This window comes from Rhizobium sp. BK008 (genome assembly GCF_014197345.1).
Taxonomy (GTDB): domain Bacteria; phylum Pseudomonadota; class Alphaproteobacteria; order Rhizobiales; family Rhizobiaceae; genus Rhizobium; species Rhizobium anhuiense.
Map to the genome: position 1 here is coordinate 536,975 of NZ_JACIFK010000003.1, position 16,274 is coordinate 553,248.

General features: G+C 62.1%; 15 protein-coding genes and 1 pseudogene. 10 read left to right on the forward strand and 6 right to left on the reverse strand.

Going from position 1 to position 16,274, the window contains the following annotated elements; translation table 11 throughout:
* Nucleotides 1-94: 94 nt before the first annotated feature.
* From FHT69_RS17265 to FHT69_RS34270, 9 genes and pseudogenes are all read left to right on the forward strand, one after another.
* A complete protein-coding gene (locus tag FHT69_RS17265) occupies nt 95-862 on the forward strand; it encodes a 3-hydroxyacyl-CoA dehydrogenase (protein ID WP_183905680.1) in 768 nt (255 codons plus the stop codon).
* A gap of 23 nt (nt 863-885) precedes the next feature.
* Nucleotides 886-2,073 carry an acetyl-CoA C-acyltransferase gene (locus FHT69_RS17270; protein WP_183905681.1) on the forward strand — a complete coding sequence of 396 codons (1,188 nt, stop codon included), beginning with the start codon at nt 886-888 and terminating at the stop codon, nt 2,071-2,073.
* A 13-nt stretch (nt 2,074-2,086) separates the two neighbouring features.
* Nucleotides 2,087-3,214, forward strand: a complete 1,128-nt coding sequence (locus FHT69_RS17275; protein WP_097542473.1) for an acyl-CoA dehydrogenase family protein — start codon at nt 2,087-2,089, stop codon at nt 3,212-3,214.
* A 63-nt stretch (nt 3,215-3,277) separates the two neighbouring features.
* Nucleotides 3,278-4,510 (forward strand): 3-methyl-2-oxobutanoate dehydrogenase (2-methylpropanoyl-transferring) subunit alpha, encoded by a 1,233-nt coding sequence (locus FHT69_RS17280; RefSeq protein WP_097542472.1) that lies wholly within the window; start codon nt 3,278-3,280, stop codon nt 4,508-4,510.
* Nucleotide 4,511: 1 nt separating this feature from the next.
* Nucleotides 4,512-5,525 carry an alpha-ketoacid dehydrogenase subunit beta gene (locus FHT69_RS17285; RefSeq protein ID WP_097542471.1) on the forward strand — a complete coding sequence of 338 codons (1,014 nt, stop codon included), beginning with the start codon at nt 4,512-4,514 and terminating at the stop codon, nt 5,523-5,525.
* A gap of 3 nt (nt 5,526-5,528) precedes the next feature.
* Complete coding sequence (locus tag FHT69_RS17290; RefSeq protein ID WP_183905682.1) at nt 5,529-6,770, forward strand: dihydrolipoamide acetyltransferase family protein; 1,242 nt, start codon at nt 5,529-5,531, stop codon at nt 6,768-6,770.
* 5 nt (nt 6,771-6,775) lie between these two features.
* Complete coding sequence (lpdA, locus tag FHT69_RS17295; protein WP_097542469.1) at nt 6,776-8,173, forward strand: dihydrolipoyl dehydrogenase; 1,398 nt, start codon at nt 6,776-6,778, stop codon at nt 8,171-8,173.
* 28 nt (nt 8,174-8,201) lie between these two features.
* Nucleotides 8,202-8,450 (forward strand): hypothetical protein, encoded by a 249-nt coding sequence (locus FHT69_RS34815; protein ID WP_097542468.1) that lies wholly within the window; start codon nt 8,202-8,204, stop codon nt 8,448-8,450.
* A 130-nt stretch (nt 8,451-8,580) separates the two neighbouring features.
* Nucleotides 8,581-8,747, forward strand: a pseudogene (locus FHT69_RS34270) (nucleotidyltransferase); the annotation flags it as partial.
* 30 nt (nt 8,748-8,777) lie between these two features.
* On the opposite strand, the gene FHT69_RS17305 reads toward FHT69_RS34270, so the two are convergent.
* From FHT69_RS17305 to FHT69_RS17330, 6 genes are all read right to left on the reverse strand, one after another.
* Nucleotides 8,778-9,461, reverse strand: a complete 684-nt coding sequence (locus FHT69_RS17305) for a redoxin family protein (protein ID WP_097542467.1) — start codon at nt 9,459-9,461, stop codon at nt 8,778-8,780.
* A gap of 953 nt (nt 9,462-10,414) precedes the next feature.
* Entirely contained in the window at nt 10,415-10,732 is a 318-nt protein-coding gene (locus tag FHT69_RS17310; RefSeq protein WP_097630243.1) for a succinoglycan biosynthesis protein exoi, read from the reverse strand.
* A 251-nt stretch (nt 10,733-10,983) separates the two neighbouring features.
* Nucleotides 10,984-11,937 carry a sulfonate ABC transporter substrate-binding protein gene (locus FHT69_RS17315; protein ID WP_063475905.1) on the reverse strand — a complete coding sequence of 318 codons (954 nt, stop codon included), beginning with the start codon at nt 11,935-11,937 and terminating at the stop codon, nt 10,984-10,986.
* 162 nt (nt 11,938-12,099) lie between these two features.
* Nucleotides 12,100-13,128: an NADP-dependent oxidoreductase gene (locus tag FHT69_RS17320; protein WP_097595462.1), complete on the reverse strand. Its 1,029-nt coding sequence runs from the start codon at nt 13,126-13,128 to the stop codon at nt 12,100-12,102.
* Between the two features lie 278 nt (nt 13,129-13,406).
* Nucleotides 13,407-14,303, reverse strand: coding sequence for a cyclase family protein (locus FHT69_RS17325; protein ID WP_164735890.1), 897 nt, complete (start codon nt 14,301-14,303; stop codon nt 13,407-13,409).
* A 292-nt stretch (nt 14,304-14,595) separates the two neighbouring features.
* A complete protein-coding gene (locus FHT69_RS17330) occupies nt 14,596-15,525 on the reverse strand; it encodes a TauD/TfdA family dioxygenase (RefSeq protein ID WP_183905683.1) in 930 nt (309 codons plus the stop codon).
* A 269-nt stretch (nt 15,526-15,794) separates the two neighbouring features.
* On the opposite strand from FHT69_RS17330, the gene FHT69_RS17335 reads away from it, so the two are divergent.
* Nucleotides 15,795-16,202: a carboxymuconolactone decarboxylase family protein gene (locus FHT69_RS17335; RefSeq protein ID WP_097542660.1), complete on the forward strand. Its 408-nt coding sequence runs from the start codon at nt 15,795-15,797 to the stop codon at nt 16,200-16,202.
* The last annotated feature ends 72 nt before the right edge of the window (nt 16,203-16,274 follow it).

A 16,274-nucleotide genomic window follows, 5' to 3' on the forward strand; every position in this document is an offset into this window, starting at 1 on the left:
ATTTCTGTCATCGCTTGCAATAGGTGGAGCGAATAGAATCGTACCCGTCGGTTGCGCTTGGAGGCGGTCGCCGCCGGCAGGGAGGAACAGATTCATGTTGGTCCATGGAGCAAGCTTCATCGTCACCGGCGGTGGCTCCGGCCTCGGTGCTGCCACGGTGCGCGCGCTTGTCGAGGCAGGCGGGCGCGTGACGATCGCCGATCTCAATGCCGAAGCGGGCGAACATGTCGCCCGGGAATTCGCAAGCGCTGCACAGTTCGTCAAGGCCGACGTGGCCGATGAGGAGCAGGGAGCAGCAGTGGTTGCCGCTGCCGTCGACGCCTTCGGCGGCTTGCGCGGCTTGGTGAATTGCGCAGGCGTCGCACCGGCCGAAAAGGTGATCGGCCGCGACGGGCCGCATCGGCTGGAAAGTTTTGCCCGCACGGTCGGAATCAATCTCATCGGCACGTTCAACATGATCCGGCTTGCCGCCGCAGCGATCCAGCAGACCGATCCGGATGCCGAAGGCGAACGCGGCGTCATCGTCAATACGGCCTCGGTCGCCGCCTTCGACGGTCAGATCGGCCAGGCAGCCTATGCCGCCTCCAAGGGTGGGGTGGCGGCGATGACCTTGCCGATCGCCCGCGAGCTTGCGCGTCACGGCATTCGCGTCGTCGCGATCGCGCCCGGCATTTTCGAGACGCCGATGATGGCTGATATGCCGGCTGAGGTTCAGGCCGCACTCGGCAAGAGCGTGCCCTTTCCACCGCGGCTCGGCCGGCCGGCGGAATTTGCCGGGCTGGTGCGCCATATCTTGGAAAACAACATGCTGAACGGCGAGGTCATCCGCCTCGACGGCGCATTGCGGATGGGCGCGCGGTGAACGCGTCGCCCCAAGGAGGAAAGATGGTTTTGCAGGATCCCATCGTCATCGTCGGTGCAGCGCGCACCCCGATCGGCAGCTTTCAGGGAGAGCTGAAAGAGGCGACAGCGCCGGAGCTTGGAGCGACGGCGATCCGCGCAGCGCTTGAGCGCAGCCGCATCGCGGCCGAGGCGATCGAGGAGGTTATCTTCGGTTGTGTCCTGCCGGCCGGGCAGGGCCAGGCGCCGGCGCGCCAGGCGGCGATCCATGCCGGCCTGCCTTTCGCGACGGCGGCCAGCACCGTTAACAAGATGTGCGGCTCGGGCATGAAGGCCGTGATGATGGCGCATGACCTGATCGCCGCAGGCAGCGCCTCGGTGGCGGTTGCAGGCGGCATGGAAAGCATGACGAATGCGCCCTATCTCCTTGACAAGGCCCGTGGCGGCTACAGGCTCGGCCATGGGCGTGTCGTGGATCATATGTTCCTCGACGGGCTGGAGGATGCTTATGACAAGGGGCGCTTGATGGGCAGCTTCGCGGAGGATTGCGCCGAGGCCTATCAGTTCACGCGCGAGGCGCAGGACAGCTACGCCATCGCCTCGCTGACGCGGGCGCAGAAGGCGATTGCCGAAGGCTGTTTCGACCGCGAGATCGTGCCGGTTACGGTGAAATCCGGCAGGACTGAGCAGGTGGCGAGCCGCGACGAACAGCCCGGCAAGGCGAAGCTCGACAAGATCCCGACGCTGAAACCGGCCTTCCGAGACGGCGGCACGGTGACTGCCGCCAATTCCAGCTCGATTTCCGATGGCGCGGCAGCCCTCGTGCTGATGCGCCGTTCCGAGGCGGAGCATCGCGGCCTCAAGCCGCTTGCCACCATCCTTGGCCATGCCACCCATTCGCAGGCGCCCAATCTTTTCGCTACCGCACCGATCGGGGCGCTGCAGAAACTGTCCGATCGCCCCGGCTTATCGTTGTCGGAGGTCGATCTTTTCGAAATCAACGAGGCCTTTGCCGTCGTCGCCATGGCGGCAATGCGCGATCTCAACCTGCCGCATGAGAAGGTGAATGTGCATGGCGGCGCCTGCGCGCTCGGCCATCCGATCGGCGCTTCGGGGGCCCGGATCCTGGTGACGCTGCTTGCGGCGCTGGAGCGCTACGATCTGAAGCGCGGCATGGCGGCGCTCTGCATCGGCGGCGGCGAGGCGACCGCCGTCGCCATCGAGCGGCAATAGGAGGAGAGAACAGATGATCCTTTCCGACCTCCAGCAGCAGATTTCAGATCTCGCCCGCGACTTTGCCCGCGACCGGCTGGCGCCGGGGGCAGCCAAACGCGACCGGGAGCATCTCTTTCCGCGCGAGGAACTGAAGGAGATGGGTGAACTCGGGCTGCTCGGCATGCTGGTGCCGGAAGCCTATGGCGGCTCGGATACCGGCGTGGTCGCCTATGCCGCAGCACTTGAGGAGATCGCCGCCGGCGACGGAGCCTGTTCGACGATCATGAGCGTGCATAGTTCCGTTGGCTGTGTGCCGATCCTGAAATTCGGCACCGAGGAGCAGCGGCAGCGTTTCCTGCCGAAACTGGCCAACGGCGAATGGATTGGCGGCTTTGCGCTGACCGAGCCGCAGGCGGGTTCGGATGCCTCGAACCTGAAGACCCGGGCGCGGCGTGACAGTGACCACTATGTGCTCGACGGCTCCAAGCAATTCATCACCTCGGGAAAGAACGGCGATGTCATCATCGTCTTTGCCGTCACCGATCCCGACGCCGGCAAGAAAGGCATTACCGCCTTCATCGTGCCGACGGAGACGCCAGGCTACGAGGTGATCCGCGTCGAAGAGAAGCTTGGGCTGCATTCCACCGATACCTGCCAGATCGCCTTCAACAACATGCGCATCCCGGCCGGGCTGAGGCTCGGTGCGGAAGGTGAAGGTTATCGCATCGCGCTCGCCAATCTCGAGGGCGGGCGGATCGGCATTGCGGCGCAGGCCGTCGGCATGGCGCGGGCGGCCTTCGAGGCGGCGCGCGACTACGCCCGCGAGCGCACGGCCTTCGGCAAACCGATCTTTGAGCACCAGGCCGTGGCCTTCCGCCTTGCCGATATGGCGGTGCGGATCGAGGCGGCGCGGCAGCTCGTCTTTCATGCCGCCTCGCTCCGGGAGGCGGGGCTGCCCTGTCTGTCGGAAGCCTCGATGGCGAAGCTCTTTGCCTCCGAGATGGCCGAGCGTGTCTGCTCCGATGCGATCCAGATCCATGGAGGTTATGGCTACATGGCCGACTATCCGGTCGAGCGCATCTACCGCGATGTGCGCATCTGCCAGATCTACGAAGGAACGAGCGACGTGCAGCGCATGGTGATCGCCCGCAATCTATAGAACGACATCCGGCCCGGCTCTCGGAGGAGAGGGGCAAGGCCGGCAAGGGAGGAAAGAAACGACATGGTGGATTCTGCTCGTTTGAGCCTGCACGTCCCCGAACCCGCCGTCCGACCTGGCGGCCAGCCTGATTTTTCCAATGTCAGGATTGCCAAGGCCGGCGCGGTGCCGCGGCCGGAGGTGGATGTCGCGTCGGAAGACATCCGCGATCTTGCCTATTCCATCATCCGTGTTTTGAACCGCGACGGCGAGGCGGTCGGCCCCTGGGCCGGGTCGCTCTCCGATGAGGAGCTGCTGACCGGGCTTCGCAACATGATGAAACTGCGGGCCTTCGACGCCCGCATGCTGATGGCGCAGCGGCAGGGCAAGACCTCCTTCTATATGCAGCATCTCGGCGAAGAAGCCGTCAGCTGCGCCTTCCGCAAGGCGCTCGAGAAGGGAGACATGAATTTCCCGACCTATCGCCAGGCGGGCCTCTTGATCGCCGACGACTATCCGATGGTCGAGATGATGAACCAGATCTACTCGAACGAGAGCGATCCCCTGCGCGGCCGGCAACTGCCGATCATGTATTCCTCCAAGGAGCACGGCTTCTTCACCATCTCGGGCAATCTCGCTACCCAATATGTGCAGGCCGTCGGCTGGGCGATGGCCTCGGCGATCAAGAACGACAGCCGCATTGCCGCGGCCTGGATCGGCGACGGATCGACGGCGGAATCGGATTTCCACTCGGCGCTGGTCTTCGCCTCGACCTACAAGGCGCCGGTCATCCTCAACATCGTCAACAATCAGTGGGCGATATCCACCTTCCAGGGCATCGCCCGCGGCGGCTCCGGCACCTTCGCCGCCCGCGGCCTTGGCTTCGGCATTCCGGCGCTGCGTGTCGATGGAAACGATTATCTCGCCGTCCATGCGGTCGCCCGCTGGGCGGCCGAGCGCGCGCGGCGCAATCTCGGCCCGACGCTGATCGAATATGTGACCTACCGCGTCGGCGCCCACTCGACCTCCGACGATCCGAGCGCCTACCGGCCGAAGACGGAATCGGAGGCCTGGCCGCTCGGAGATCCCGTGCTGCGGCTGAAGAAACATCTGATCGTCAAGAGTGTCTGGTCGGAGGAGCGGCATGTGCAGGCGGAAGCCGAAATCATGGATGAGGTGATCGAGGCGCAGCGCCAGGCAGAGGCGCACGGCACCCTGCATGCCGGCGGCAGGCCCTCGGTGCGCGACATTTTCGAGGGCGTCTATGCCGAGATGCCGCCGCATATCCGCCGTCAGCGGCAGCAGGCGGGGTACTGACATGGCCAGGATGACGATGATCGAGGCGGTGCGCAGCGCCATGGACGTCTCGATGGCGAAGGACGACAATGTCGTCGTTTTCGGCGAGGACGTCGGCTATTTCGGCGGCGTCTTTCGCTCGACGCAGGGCCTGCAGGCAAAATACGGCAGAACACGCTGCTTCGATACGCCGATCAGCGAATCCGGAATCGTCGGCACGGCGATCGGCATGGCCGCCTACGGGCTGAAGCCCTGTGTCGAAATCCAGTTCGCCGATTACATGTATCCGGCCTATGACCAGCTGACGCAGGAGGCGGCGCGCATCCGCTACCGGTCCAACGGCGATTTCACCTGCCCGATCGTCGTGCGCATGCCGACCGGCGGCGGTATCTTCGGCGGCCAGACGCACAGCCAGAGCCCGGAGGCGCTTTTTACCCACGTCTGCGGGCTGAAGGTGATCGTGCCTTCCAATCCCTACGATGCCAAAGGCCTGCTGATCGCAGCGATCGAGGATCCCGATCCCGTCATGTTCCTGGAGCCGAAGCGGCTCTATAACGGCCCCTTCGACGGCCATCACGAGAAGCCGGTGACGCCCTGGTCGAAGCATGACCTCGGCGAGGTGCCCGATGGCCATTACACTATTCCGATCGGCAAGGCCGAGGTGCGGCGCGTCGGATCGGCGGTGACCGTGATTGCCTACGGCACCATGGTGCATGTGGCGCTTGCCGCAGCCGAAGATGCCGGCATCGATGCCGAGGTGATCGATTTGAGGAGCCTGCTGCCGCTCGATCTCGATGCGATCGTCAAATCGGTCGCCAAGACGGGGCGCTGCGTCGTCGTGCATGAGGCAACCCTGACGTCGGGCTTCGGCGCCGAGGTCGCAGCACTGGTGCAGGAACATTGCTTCTATCATCTCGAGGCGCCGGTCGTGCGTGTCGCCGGCTGGGACACGCCCTATCCGCATGCGCAGGAGTGGGACTATTTCCCCGGTCCCGGCCGTGTCGGGCGGGCGCTTGCCGAAGTCATGGAGGCCTGAGCCGTGGGCGAATTCATCATCAAGATGCCCGATGTCGGGGAAGGGGTCGCCGAGGCCGAGATTGTGGAATGGCACGTGAAGACAGGCGATCCCGTCCGCGAGGACATGGTGATTGCCGCCGTCATGACCGACAAGGCCACCGTGGAAATTCCGTCGCCCGTCCATGGCACCGTCATCTGGCTTGCCGGCGAGGTCGGAGACCGCATCGCGGTCAAGGCCCCGCTGGTGCGGATCGAGACGGCGGGAGATGTCGGCGAGACGCAGCCTGTGGTGATTGGGCAGGCGCCGATTGCCGAAGCCCCCAGGGCCGACATTGCAAAACCTACCCCGGCAGCGCCAGCGCCAGCGCCAGTGCCGGCGGCTGCATCGACGGAAAAGCCGCTTGCCGCTCCCTCGGTGCGGCTTTTTGCCAGGGAAAGCGGTGTCGATCTCAGGCAGGTGCAGGGGACAGGACCGGCCGGGCGTATCCTGCGCGAGGATATCGAGCAATTCCTGACCCCAGGAGCCGCTCCCGCAGCAGTGAAGAACGGTTTTGCCAGGAAGACGGCGACCGAGGAGATCAAGCTGACCGGCCTGCGCCGCCGCATCGCCGAGAAGATGGTGCTTTCCGCCTCGCGCATCCCCCACATCACCTATGTGGAGGAAGTGGATATGACCGCGCTCGAGGAGCTTCGCGCCACCATGAACGGCGACCGCAGGCCAGGCCACCCGAAGCTGACTGTTCTGCCCTTCCTGATGCGCGCACTGGTCAAGGCGATTTCCGAGCAGCCTGACGTCAACGCCACCTTCGACGACGATGCCGGCATCATCACCCGCCACGGTGCCGTCCATATCGGCATCGCCACACAGACGCCGGCCGGCCTGACCGTGCCGGTGGTCCGGCATGCGGAAGCCTGCGGCATCTGGGATTGCGCCGCCGAGATGAACCGGCTGGCGGAAGCAGCACGATCCGGGACGGCGACGCGCGATGAGCTTTCCGGCTCCACCATCACCATCAGCTCGCTCGGCGCGCTCGGCGGCATCGTCTCGACACCCATCATCAATCATCCCGAGGTGGCGATCATCGGCGTCAACAAGATCGCCACGCGACCGGTCTGGGACGGCGCGCAATTCGTGCCGCGCAAGATGATGAACCTTTCCTCCAGTTTCGACCATCGCATCATCGACGGCTGGGATGCGGCAAACTTCGTGCAGCGCATCCGCACGCTGATCGAAACGCCGGCGCTCATTTTCATCGAAGGCTGAGATCCATGAAAGAGATCCTCTGCAAGCTCCTCGTCATCGGCGCCGGTCCGGGCGGCTATGTCTGCGCCATCCGCGCCGGACAGCTCGGCATCGATACCGTCATCGTCGAGGCCGGTAAACCGGGTGGCACCTGCCTGACGGTCGGCTGCATTCCCTCCAAAGCGCTGATCCATGCGGCTGAGGAATTCGACGCGACGCAAAAGATGCTGGCTGGCAGGAACCCGATGGGCATCCGCGTCGAAGGCGCCTCGATCGATCTCGGCAGAACGATTGCCTGGAAGGACGGGATCGTCGGCCGGCTCACAGGCGGTGTTTCGGGACTGCTGCAAAAGGCGCGGGTCAAGATCGTCCACGGTCGGGCCCGCTTCCGCGACGGCAAGACGGTGGAGGTGGAGACGGAAACCGGCCAGCAGATCATCCGGGCCGAGACCGTGGTGATCGCCACCGGTTCCGATCCGGTGGAGCTTGCCGATCTGCCTTTCGGCGGCCGCGTCATGTCCTCGACAGAGGCGCTGTCGCTGACCGAGCTGCCGAACAAACTCGTCGTGGTCGGCGGCGGTTATATCGGGCTGGAGCTCGGGACGGCCTTTTCCAAGATGGGATCTGATGTGACGGTCGTCGAGGCGACGCCGCAGGTGCTGCCCCAATATGATGCCGAGCTGGTGCGGCCCGTCATGCGCAAGTTGGCCGAAGGCGGTATCCGGGTGTTGACCGGCGCCAAGGCGATCGGCCTTGCCGACGATGGCGACGCATTGATCGTCGAAACACCGGATGGCCGTCAGCAAAGCCTGCCGGCGGACCGCATCCTCGTCACCGTCGGCCGCCGCCCGAGAACGGCTGGGTCGGGTCTCGAAGAGCTCGATCTCGATCGTGCCGGCCCTTATCTGAGGATCGACGATCGTTGCCGCACGTCGATGCGCGGCATCTATGCGATCGGTGACGTGACCGGCGAGCCGATGCTTGCCCACCGGGCCATGGCGCAAGGCGAGATGGTGGCTGAGATCATTGCGGGCAAGAAGCGGGCCTGGGACAAAAGATGCATTCCCGCCATCTGCTTCACCGACCCGGAGATCGTCAGCGCCGGCCTGTCGCCGGCAGAGGCGAAGGCGCAAGGCTATGAAATCCGCACCGGCCAGTTTCCGTTCAGCGCCAACGGTCGGGCGATGACGATGCTATCCGAAGAGGGCTTCGTGCGCGTGGTGGCCCGCGCCGACACCAATCTCGTGCTCGGCCTGCAGGCGGTGGGCGCCGGGGTCTCCGAGCTCTCGGCGGCTTTTGCGCTGGCCATCGAGATGGGTGCGCGTCTGGAAGACATCGCAGGCACCATCCATGCACATCCGACCCGCAGCGAAGCGGTGATGGAGGCGGCGCTGAAAGCTTTGGGAAGTGCCCTGCATATCTGAGGCCCAAGTCCAGGTCCGGACATTGACAATGCTGGAAGGCGTCGCGATCGGCGGCAAAACCGTCGATCACGGCTCCAATTCCTGGGGTCAAGGGGTCGCTGGTTCGACATCCGTCAGATGCGACGAACCGCGCACGGTCCCAGCGATCATCAACATCAAGGAGAGCGACATCACGATGCTGGCCTCGCGCGGCCGGATCGACGCCGCTCAGCTCGCAGCTGCGACGAGGTTCCCCGCCTTATGGGAAGCGCCATCGACTACGGCCGCGAGCCGTTAGCCGGCGGCAGTCATACGGACCCGATCAGCCACAGGCAATGCACGCGGCCGAGGAGCTTAGGCGCGTATCCGACCTCGGCTTGGCCCTACATCATTTCGCCAACAGTTAAATTAGGCGCGGTGTTGGAAGTGGCCGGATCCTGAAGATCATCCTGTTTGGCTTCTAGGCCAAAGGTGGCTGGGTGGATGAACCCTTCACAACGAAGGGCTATCGGGCGGATTTCGACCTGCTGATCATCGTCAACAACGGGAAGCCCTGCGAGTCCGCCGAGTATTGGTAAAGGCTGCCGACCGTCTGAGGACGGTGGTCGTCGAGATTTTCAGCAGCTTATAGATGTGCGACTTGGGAAGCTGCGGACATCAATTCTTCGGGACTCGGCGCCCGGCATAGATTTTGGCCTTCCTCTTCGGCTTCTGTGAAACTCCAGCGCACAGTGCCTTCCCGATCGAGCAGGAACTCGCCGATAAGCGGCATGTGACCGGCGATCATAATCTGCCGGTCGGCCGCCGTAATTTCATACCAGTCCTTTTTCTCAAGAAAGTCGCCCGCCGCAGCCGGGTTCATCGGCACGGGCAACTCCCCCGGCAGATCGATCCGCATTGTCATGACCGCGTCCATTCCGAGCTTGTGCGGCCATTCGGTTTCATTCTCCGTGAACTCGAGGATGGGTAAACCGAAGGCGCGATGTGAAGCCCCCACCGGGTCGGATGCGCTAAGAAGGTCGGGTAGCGGATGGTAGCGGAAGTAGAGCCGCGCCCGCTCGACTGGCGTCTTGACCACTGCGAGACATTCGATGCCTTTCTCCTTCAGGGCCGGGTTGAGTTGCGCCATCGCCGCGAGATGACGCCGGCAGAACGGACAGTGTAGGCCTCGAAACAAACCGATCAGTAACGGGCTGCGGCCTCGAAAATCATCGAGCGCGATCTTGCCTTCGCGCGAGATCGCGTCGAATACAACATTCGGTGCCCGGTCGCCGGGTTGCAGCGGGCGGTCAACACTACTCGTGGACATGAACAACCTCCTCGCCTCGGATCAGCAAAAAAGGCAACACACCCAGCGCTCCGGGGCTCGAACCCGTGCTGGGCGCAAAATCTCTACGCCGGGGCAAAGTAGCTTTCGGCTCTGCCATATTGCCGACGTCGAGCTTGAGCCGTGCGGCCCATCATAGCACGTAAAAGCGTCTGCGGGCGAGCATTCAGGCTGGTCAGCAATCCGCGGCGCTATGTCCTCTGTGAGGTCTTCGAGGGAAATCTTTTCCGCCGCTCTCGCCGGTCGATCTAAGTTTACAACCTGAGACGGTAAAATATACCATTAAATCCTACGGTAGTTTTCAATTCGTTGGTCTGATAATTTTCGTTGGTCCGCCTTACCCAATCCAACAAGGCGCAACAGTGGAGATCGTGATGACCGATAACTCTAAGACGCCTCCCGCCAAGAAGACAATCCAAGACCCCCCAGAATACGCGGCTGCGCCCGAAGACCCCAGCCAAGCCGCTCCTTCCAACTCGTCTGGCACGGCAAAGCCTCCCCAGCCAGTATCTCAAGATCTTCGGGGCCAGCTTAAATGGAATGAGCAGCGTACCGGCGAGACCGATGATTGGTTGGGCGGGCCGCAAAACGGGGCCGAAGCGCCTGGCTCCAAGGAGAGTGGTCCGACAGGCTCGGGGAAAGTGCAGGGCGAAGGGGCAAGAAACCCCCAAACCGGCGAACGAATTGCAAGGAACCCCCAAACGGGAGAGTAGCAGCCGATACTGCTGCGACTTCGCGGTGTCCCACGACGGGCGCCGGTGCGAGCGCGGTTAAAGGCTTATCGAGGATTCTCACGTCAACTTGGATTGACGGATCGGGGCTGGGTTAGTCCCCGATCCGTAGCACCATCGTTTCCCAGAGAACGTGTTAAGTCGATGCGGCCCGGTCTCTGCGGCATGCCCGCGCCAAAGCTTCTCCGGCCCCACGCCGAAGCATCACGATTTCGATTTCCGCCAGCCGGCGGCCCACGCTTCGAATTCTGAGCAGAACCATCTTTCCCCGAACTGGGGGCTGATCTTCGTCTCTGCGTAGCGTCGCTGCCCCGGCAGGTGGAAGATACGCTCGCCCGTGTTGATGGAGATGTTGCCCTTGATCCTGCACGATTGTCCGGAGCCGCCAGAAGCGCTCCATGAGGCCAGCAAGTCGCTCGCGGTCCAGCCGCCGGCCGCACCAAACGCGAGCGCGCCGATGACCAAACCCGGAAACTTGAGAAGCACCGGTCTCTTTTGTGGATTGCGATAACCCTGACGCATCCCCCATCCCCGTCATTTCGCGCGAGGATTGTAGCGACGGATGGAGCACGGCGATATCCGTCCAAAAGGCGTAGTGCGCGGGGGCCTCGCCAACTAACCGCATCAGTCGTTCCGTTCCTTCGGGCTCTAGGGATGATGACGCATAACGCCTCACGCGCCGGAGGTTTGCTACACTCGGCAGGCTCACAACGCGGCTCCTAACGAGAAGGTTGGCCAGACCTTCCCGCTGGGACCAGGATCTCAGGTGGGGATCACGCCTTGCTCTTGCGGATGACGTCCGCAATCTTCACTTGCTTGGGAATGAGCTTCAGTTTGAAAAACGTGTCGGCGATGTTCTGCTGCTGCGCGACGACGGTGTCATCCAGGCTCTTGACCCCGTAGGACTGACGCTCGAGCGCCTTGACGAGCACAGGTTCGGGGATGCCGACCGACGGTGACAGCTCGGCCGCCGCAGCCGCGGTATCGGACTTGGTCCATTCGTCGATCTCGGAAATGGCCTCGATCAAGACATCGATCGCCTCGGCGTGGCCGTCGACCAGCGCCTTGGTGCCGAGATAGAACTGGTGATTGGGAACGATGCCCTCGCCGTTTCTGAGTTCTCGCGCTTCGACCGCCACTTCCGCCGCTGCCTGGAAGGGATCCCAGATGACCCAAGCATCGACCGCGCCCTTTTCGAAGGCGGCGCGGCCGTCGGCCGGGGCGAGGAAGGATGCTTCCACGTCCTCGTAGGTCAAGCCGGCTTCTTCGAGCGCCTTGACGAGCAGGTAATGCACGTTCGAGCCCTTGTTGAAGGCGACCTTCTTGCCCTTCAGCTCCGCGACCGATTTGATGGGGCTGTCCTTCGGGACAAGTATGGCTTCGCCGCGCGGGGCAGGGGGCTCGTGCGCGATGTAGACGAGCGGAGCGTTGGCGGCCTGGGCGAAGATCGGCGGCGTTTCGCCGGTCGATCCGAAATCGACGGCACCGGCGTTCAGCGCCTCGAGCAGTTGAGGGCCGCCTGGAAACTCGGTCCATTCAACCGTGTAGCCGACCGATTCAAGCTTCTTCTCCAGCGTCCCTTTGCCTTTGAGAAGCACCAGAGTTCCATATTTCTGGTAGCCGATACGCACGACCTTGTCAGCTGCGCCAGCCAGTCGAACATGCGTCAAAGGTGTCGCGATGGCGCCTGCCACCACCGCCGTGAAAGCGCGTCTTGTAATCTTCATCATAGCCTCCGGAATAGGATGAGGCTAAATTAAAGTGTCTCTATCTTTTTCATAGAATATACGTGCTCCGGCATCCGCTTCTTAGGGATTGGCTTTTTTGTTCTGTTGCGACAACGAGCAAAAAGAACCGCGCCGCGAAATAGGAAACGTCAAGGCGATGTTTCAGGGCGCGACGCGCACGATCAGTTTTCCGAAATTCCTCCCTTCCAGAAGGCCAAGAAAAGCCTCTGGAGCGTTTTCAAGTCCGTCAACGATGTCCTCCTTGTATTTGAGCCGTCCCTCGGTGATCCACGCTCCAGCCTGCTGATAGAAGTCAGGACGCTGATCGGCGAATTCGCGCTGGATGAAACCGCGGATGGTGAGGCTTTTGCGCAGGATGGCGCGCATCACCGCAGGAAGCTGATCATGTCCGCTCAAGGCAGAGGATCCTTCGTTATAATGCGCGATCAGCCCGCAGACCGGTATGCGTGCGAAGTCGTTCAGCAATGGAAACACCGCGCTCCAGACGTGGCCACCGACATTCTCGAAATAGACATCGATACCCTTCGGACAAGCGGCTGCAAGTTGTGCCGGAAAATCGCTTGCATGATGGTCTATGGCGACATCGAAGCCGAGCGCCTGGCGTATGTAGTCACATTTCTCAGGCCCGCCTGCAATTCCAACGACACGTGCCCCGGAAATCTTTGCCATCTGCCCGACTGCCGAGCCAACCGCGCCGCTCGCCGCGGCGACCACAAGCGTTTCGCCTTCTTTGGGCTTGCCGATATTGCGAAGCCCGGCATAGGCCGTGAAGCCGGGCATTCCGAGAATGCCGAGTGCCGTCGTGATCGGTGCGGTTTGCGGATCGAGCTTCCGCAAGTCCGCACCATCTGAAATCGCATGGCTCTGCCAGCCGGAATGCGAAAGCACGATGTCCCCCGCCTTGAACGCCGCGTTGCGGCTGCGTGCGATCCGCGCGACCGTGCCCCCTTCCATCACGCCGCCGATGTCGACCGGCTTGGCATAGGATTTGGCATCGTCCATGCGGCCGCGCATGTAGGGGTCCAGGGAAAGATAAAGCGTCTCAAGAAGAACCTCGCCCTCGGTGAGATCGCGAACCGTCTCCCGCTCGAGCCGGAAATTCGCCGCCACCGGCTTTCCGGATGGGCGCGATGCAAGAACGATGCGGGTGGCAACGGGTTGAGCGGTCATGGATGTGTTCCTCTTCTGATTTTTCCTCGGTGTATCAGGGATTCGCTTCGAAAACTGGGCCTCGCCATCCGGACCGTGCCTGCTTGCCGACCGCGCCTTTGCCGTGACGCCCTTACAACCGCTCATCGATCCCACGACCAAACGAGCTCGATCATTGTCATCGAGCTCGATGTCGTGCCATTGGCGGTCGCCAAACGCGAACATCCTCCTTATGTGGATGATCGGCGTGTGCCAAAAGGCAATGACCTCTCCGAGCGGACTTGATGTCGCCGCCCGATTTATCGAATGCGCATGCCTGCCGCTTCATCGTAGTGAAGCGGTTTGTCAAATTTTGCGAGCGGCGCTTCCGGCACCGAGCCGATGGTCACGCCATGCGGCCAATCCGGAGGGCAGATGGCGATATAGCGGGCATAGCCGCCAAGCCCACCCCCGAATTTCGGATAACCGATCGCGACCAATGCACCCGTTTCCGGGACCTGATCGAGATTGGCAACGCCTTCGGCCTGCGCAAAGCCGTTATGCATCAGCCAGTGTTCGCCCTCGAGGTTGGGCGTGGTGTCGGTATCGAGCGGCTCGTGGCCGTGAAACAGGATCTTGCGCTCGAGATGGAGGAATTTCAGCGCATCCAGGCTGACGCCCGGAAAAGGCGTGGTGGTCGAGAGCGCCGGGTCCGGCCATGTCTTGGACCAGCCCGAGCGGACGAAGACAACCGATCCTTCGGGAATCGTTCCGTGTTTCGCCTCGAAATCCTTGATGTCGGAGACCTGCAGGTGATAGCCGGGATCGGCCTTCACCTTGTCCTCGATAGAAATGACGACGAGCGGGCGGACCGCGAAGGTCGCCGGCAACTCGTCGATTGCGGCATATTCCGGTGCCCAATGGGCCGGCGGATCGAGCTGCGTGCCGAGCTGATCTGTTGTCAGCAGGTAGCTCGTCGCTTCGAAACCATGCTTGTCGTAGGTGTAGACATCGCCCTGCTTGGCGAAGCCTTCCAAATTCGCACCCGCCTTTGCCGGTGCAAAGCTTGAATTGCCGAAGCCCGCCCAAACGGGGATTTTCGGAGTTATGGTATGGGTCAGATCCACATATTTCGCGCCCTTGAAGGCGTCGTTGTAAACCTTCCAGAGCCCCGGCTCGTCGGCCCGAGCGGCCGCAACGGCCGAGAAAAATGTCATCCCGAAAATCATGGCAACGCGTGTCGCAAACCGCCTCATTGCTAATCTCCCTTCTGCCTCGATGTCATCGATAGTGCGCTCTTGGAATCTCACGACAGCGCCGCGCGTATTTCCACATACGCAGAGGGCGCTGTCGACTTTGACATACTGCATGATGTTATCCTTCAATCGATGCCGATTTAAGGAATTTTGCAGCAACCGACTTCAAGTGGATTCCGGAGCCTGCGCCAGCCGAGGCGATCAGCACGGCAAGCGCTTGCGAGTTTCATGTCCTTCCACTGTCCGGCCGCGCTCATGCGGCATTTGCTTTCGGCCGGGCAGCCTTAACGTGGGTGACGCTGCGGCGACCGTCGACACTGGCAGGGACGTCGCCATCGACGGTGGCGCGGCGCACGACCCGGTGCTGGTCGCCGTAGTCGTTGACCGCATAGTGCTGGGTCGCGCGGTTATCCCAAATTGCGACATCTCCGGCTCTCCAGCGCCAGCGCACGGTATTTTCCGGGGCGGTCACGTAGGACTGGAACACCTCGTAAAGTTTCGCGGAGTCGCTCTTCGACAGGCCGACTAGACGCTGAACGCAATTGCCGAGCAGCAGCGATCTTTCGCCGGTTTCGGGATGGACACGTACGACTGGATGCTCGGTCTCGTAGATGGTCGAGGTGAAGACTTCCTCGAAATGCTTCTTCTCTTCAGCGGTGGCGCGAGGGCGCACGGCTGCGTAGTCATAGGCATTGCTGTGAATGGCCCATAAATTGTCCGCCAGCAATTTGAGCGGCGCCGGCAGACTTTCATATGCGGCATGCGTGTTGGACCAGATCGTATCGCCTCCAGCTGCCGGAATGACGACGCCGCGAAGGACCGAGAATTTAGGATAGGCATCCACGAAGGTGACATCGGTGTGCCACTGGTCCGCCCTGCCGCCGCCGCGGCTGGAATCGAGATTGAGGATGGAAGCCGTGCCGGCCACCGGACCCTGGGTTGGATGCGGTACAAGGTCGCCCAGGCGGCGTGCGAAGGCTTCCTGTTCGGTATCGTCAAGATGTTGCTGGTCGCGGAAGAAGATGACCTTGTGTTTCAGGAGAAGCTGGTTGATGGCTGCCACCGTCGCGTCGGAAAGTTCTCCGCCAAGGCGGATACCCCTGATTTCGGCGCCGACACGGCCGGTCAGCGGCACGACATCGGACTCGGGAATGATCTGATTGACGAGAACTGGATTGCTCATGGAAAGCTCCTGGTTGGTCTTGGAAGAAGACGGCAAGTCACATGCACCCGATGGGCATCCACCGGGCGATCGAAAATCTCATCGCTAAACTCGACAGGGCTAGGGAACAGGATAATCTATAAATTCTATAATAATTCTAATTTTGCCCGCTTCCCCGAAACGGCTGCGTTAGATATTTCCTCTTGTCGGTGAATTCTCGCCTGCCGACGCAACCGAAGAAAAGATCACGTTTACGGCCGTCCATGGAGGCCGCCGGAAAGGAACTTTCGATGGCAACAGTCAAGCTCCTGTCTGACCAAGAGGCTGCGGCCATTCCGGCCGTTCAAGCCGTGTTCGACGACATCAGGGCGACGCGCAAGACCGACTTCATCAACAACTTCTGGCGTGCGCTTGCGAACGATCCCGCAAACCTCAAGCGGGTATGGGAAACGCTGAAATCGGTCATGACCGTGGAAGGTGCGATCGATCCATTGACACGTGAAATGATCTACATAGCGGTGTCGACGGCGAATGCTTGCCAGTACTGTATTCAATCCCATACCGCAGCGGCCCGTTCGCGCGGCATGACGGATGCACAGCATGGCGAACTTCTAACGATCATCGGGCTTGCGGCGCAGACAAATCATCTTGCGCTGGCCTTGCAGGTCCCGCCGGATCCGGAATTTGAGGTCCGGTAAAACCCGGCTCGGGATTGGGTCGCAACGCCAGCCGATCGATAATGGAAGCGGTCGACAGGTCGATGATGGTGT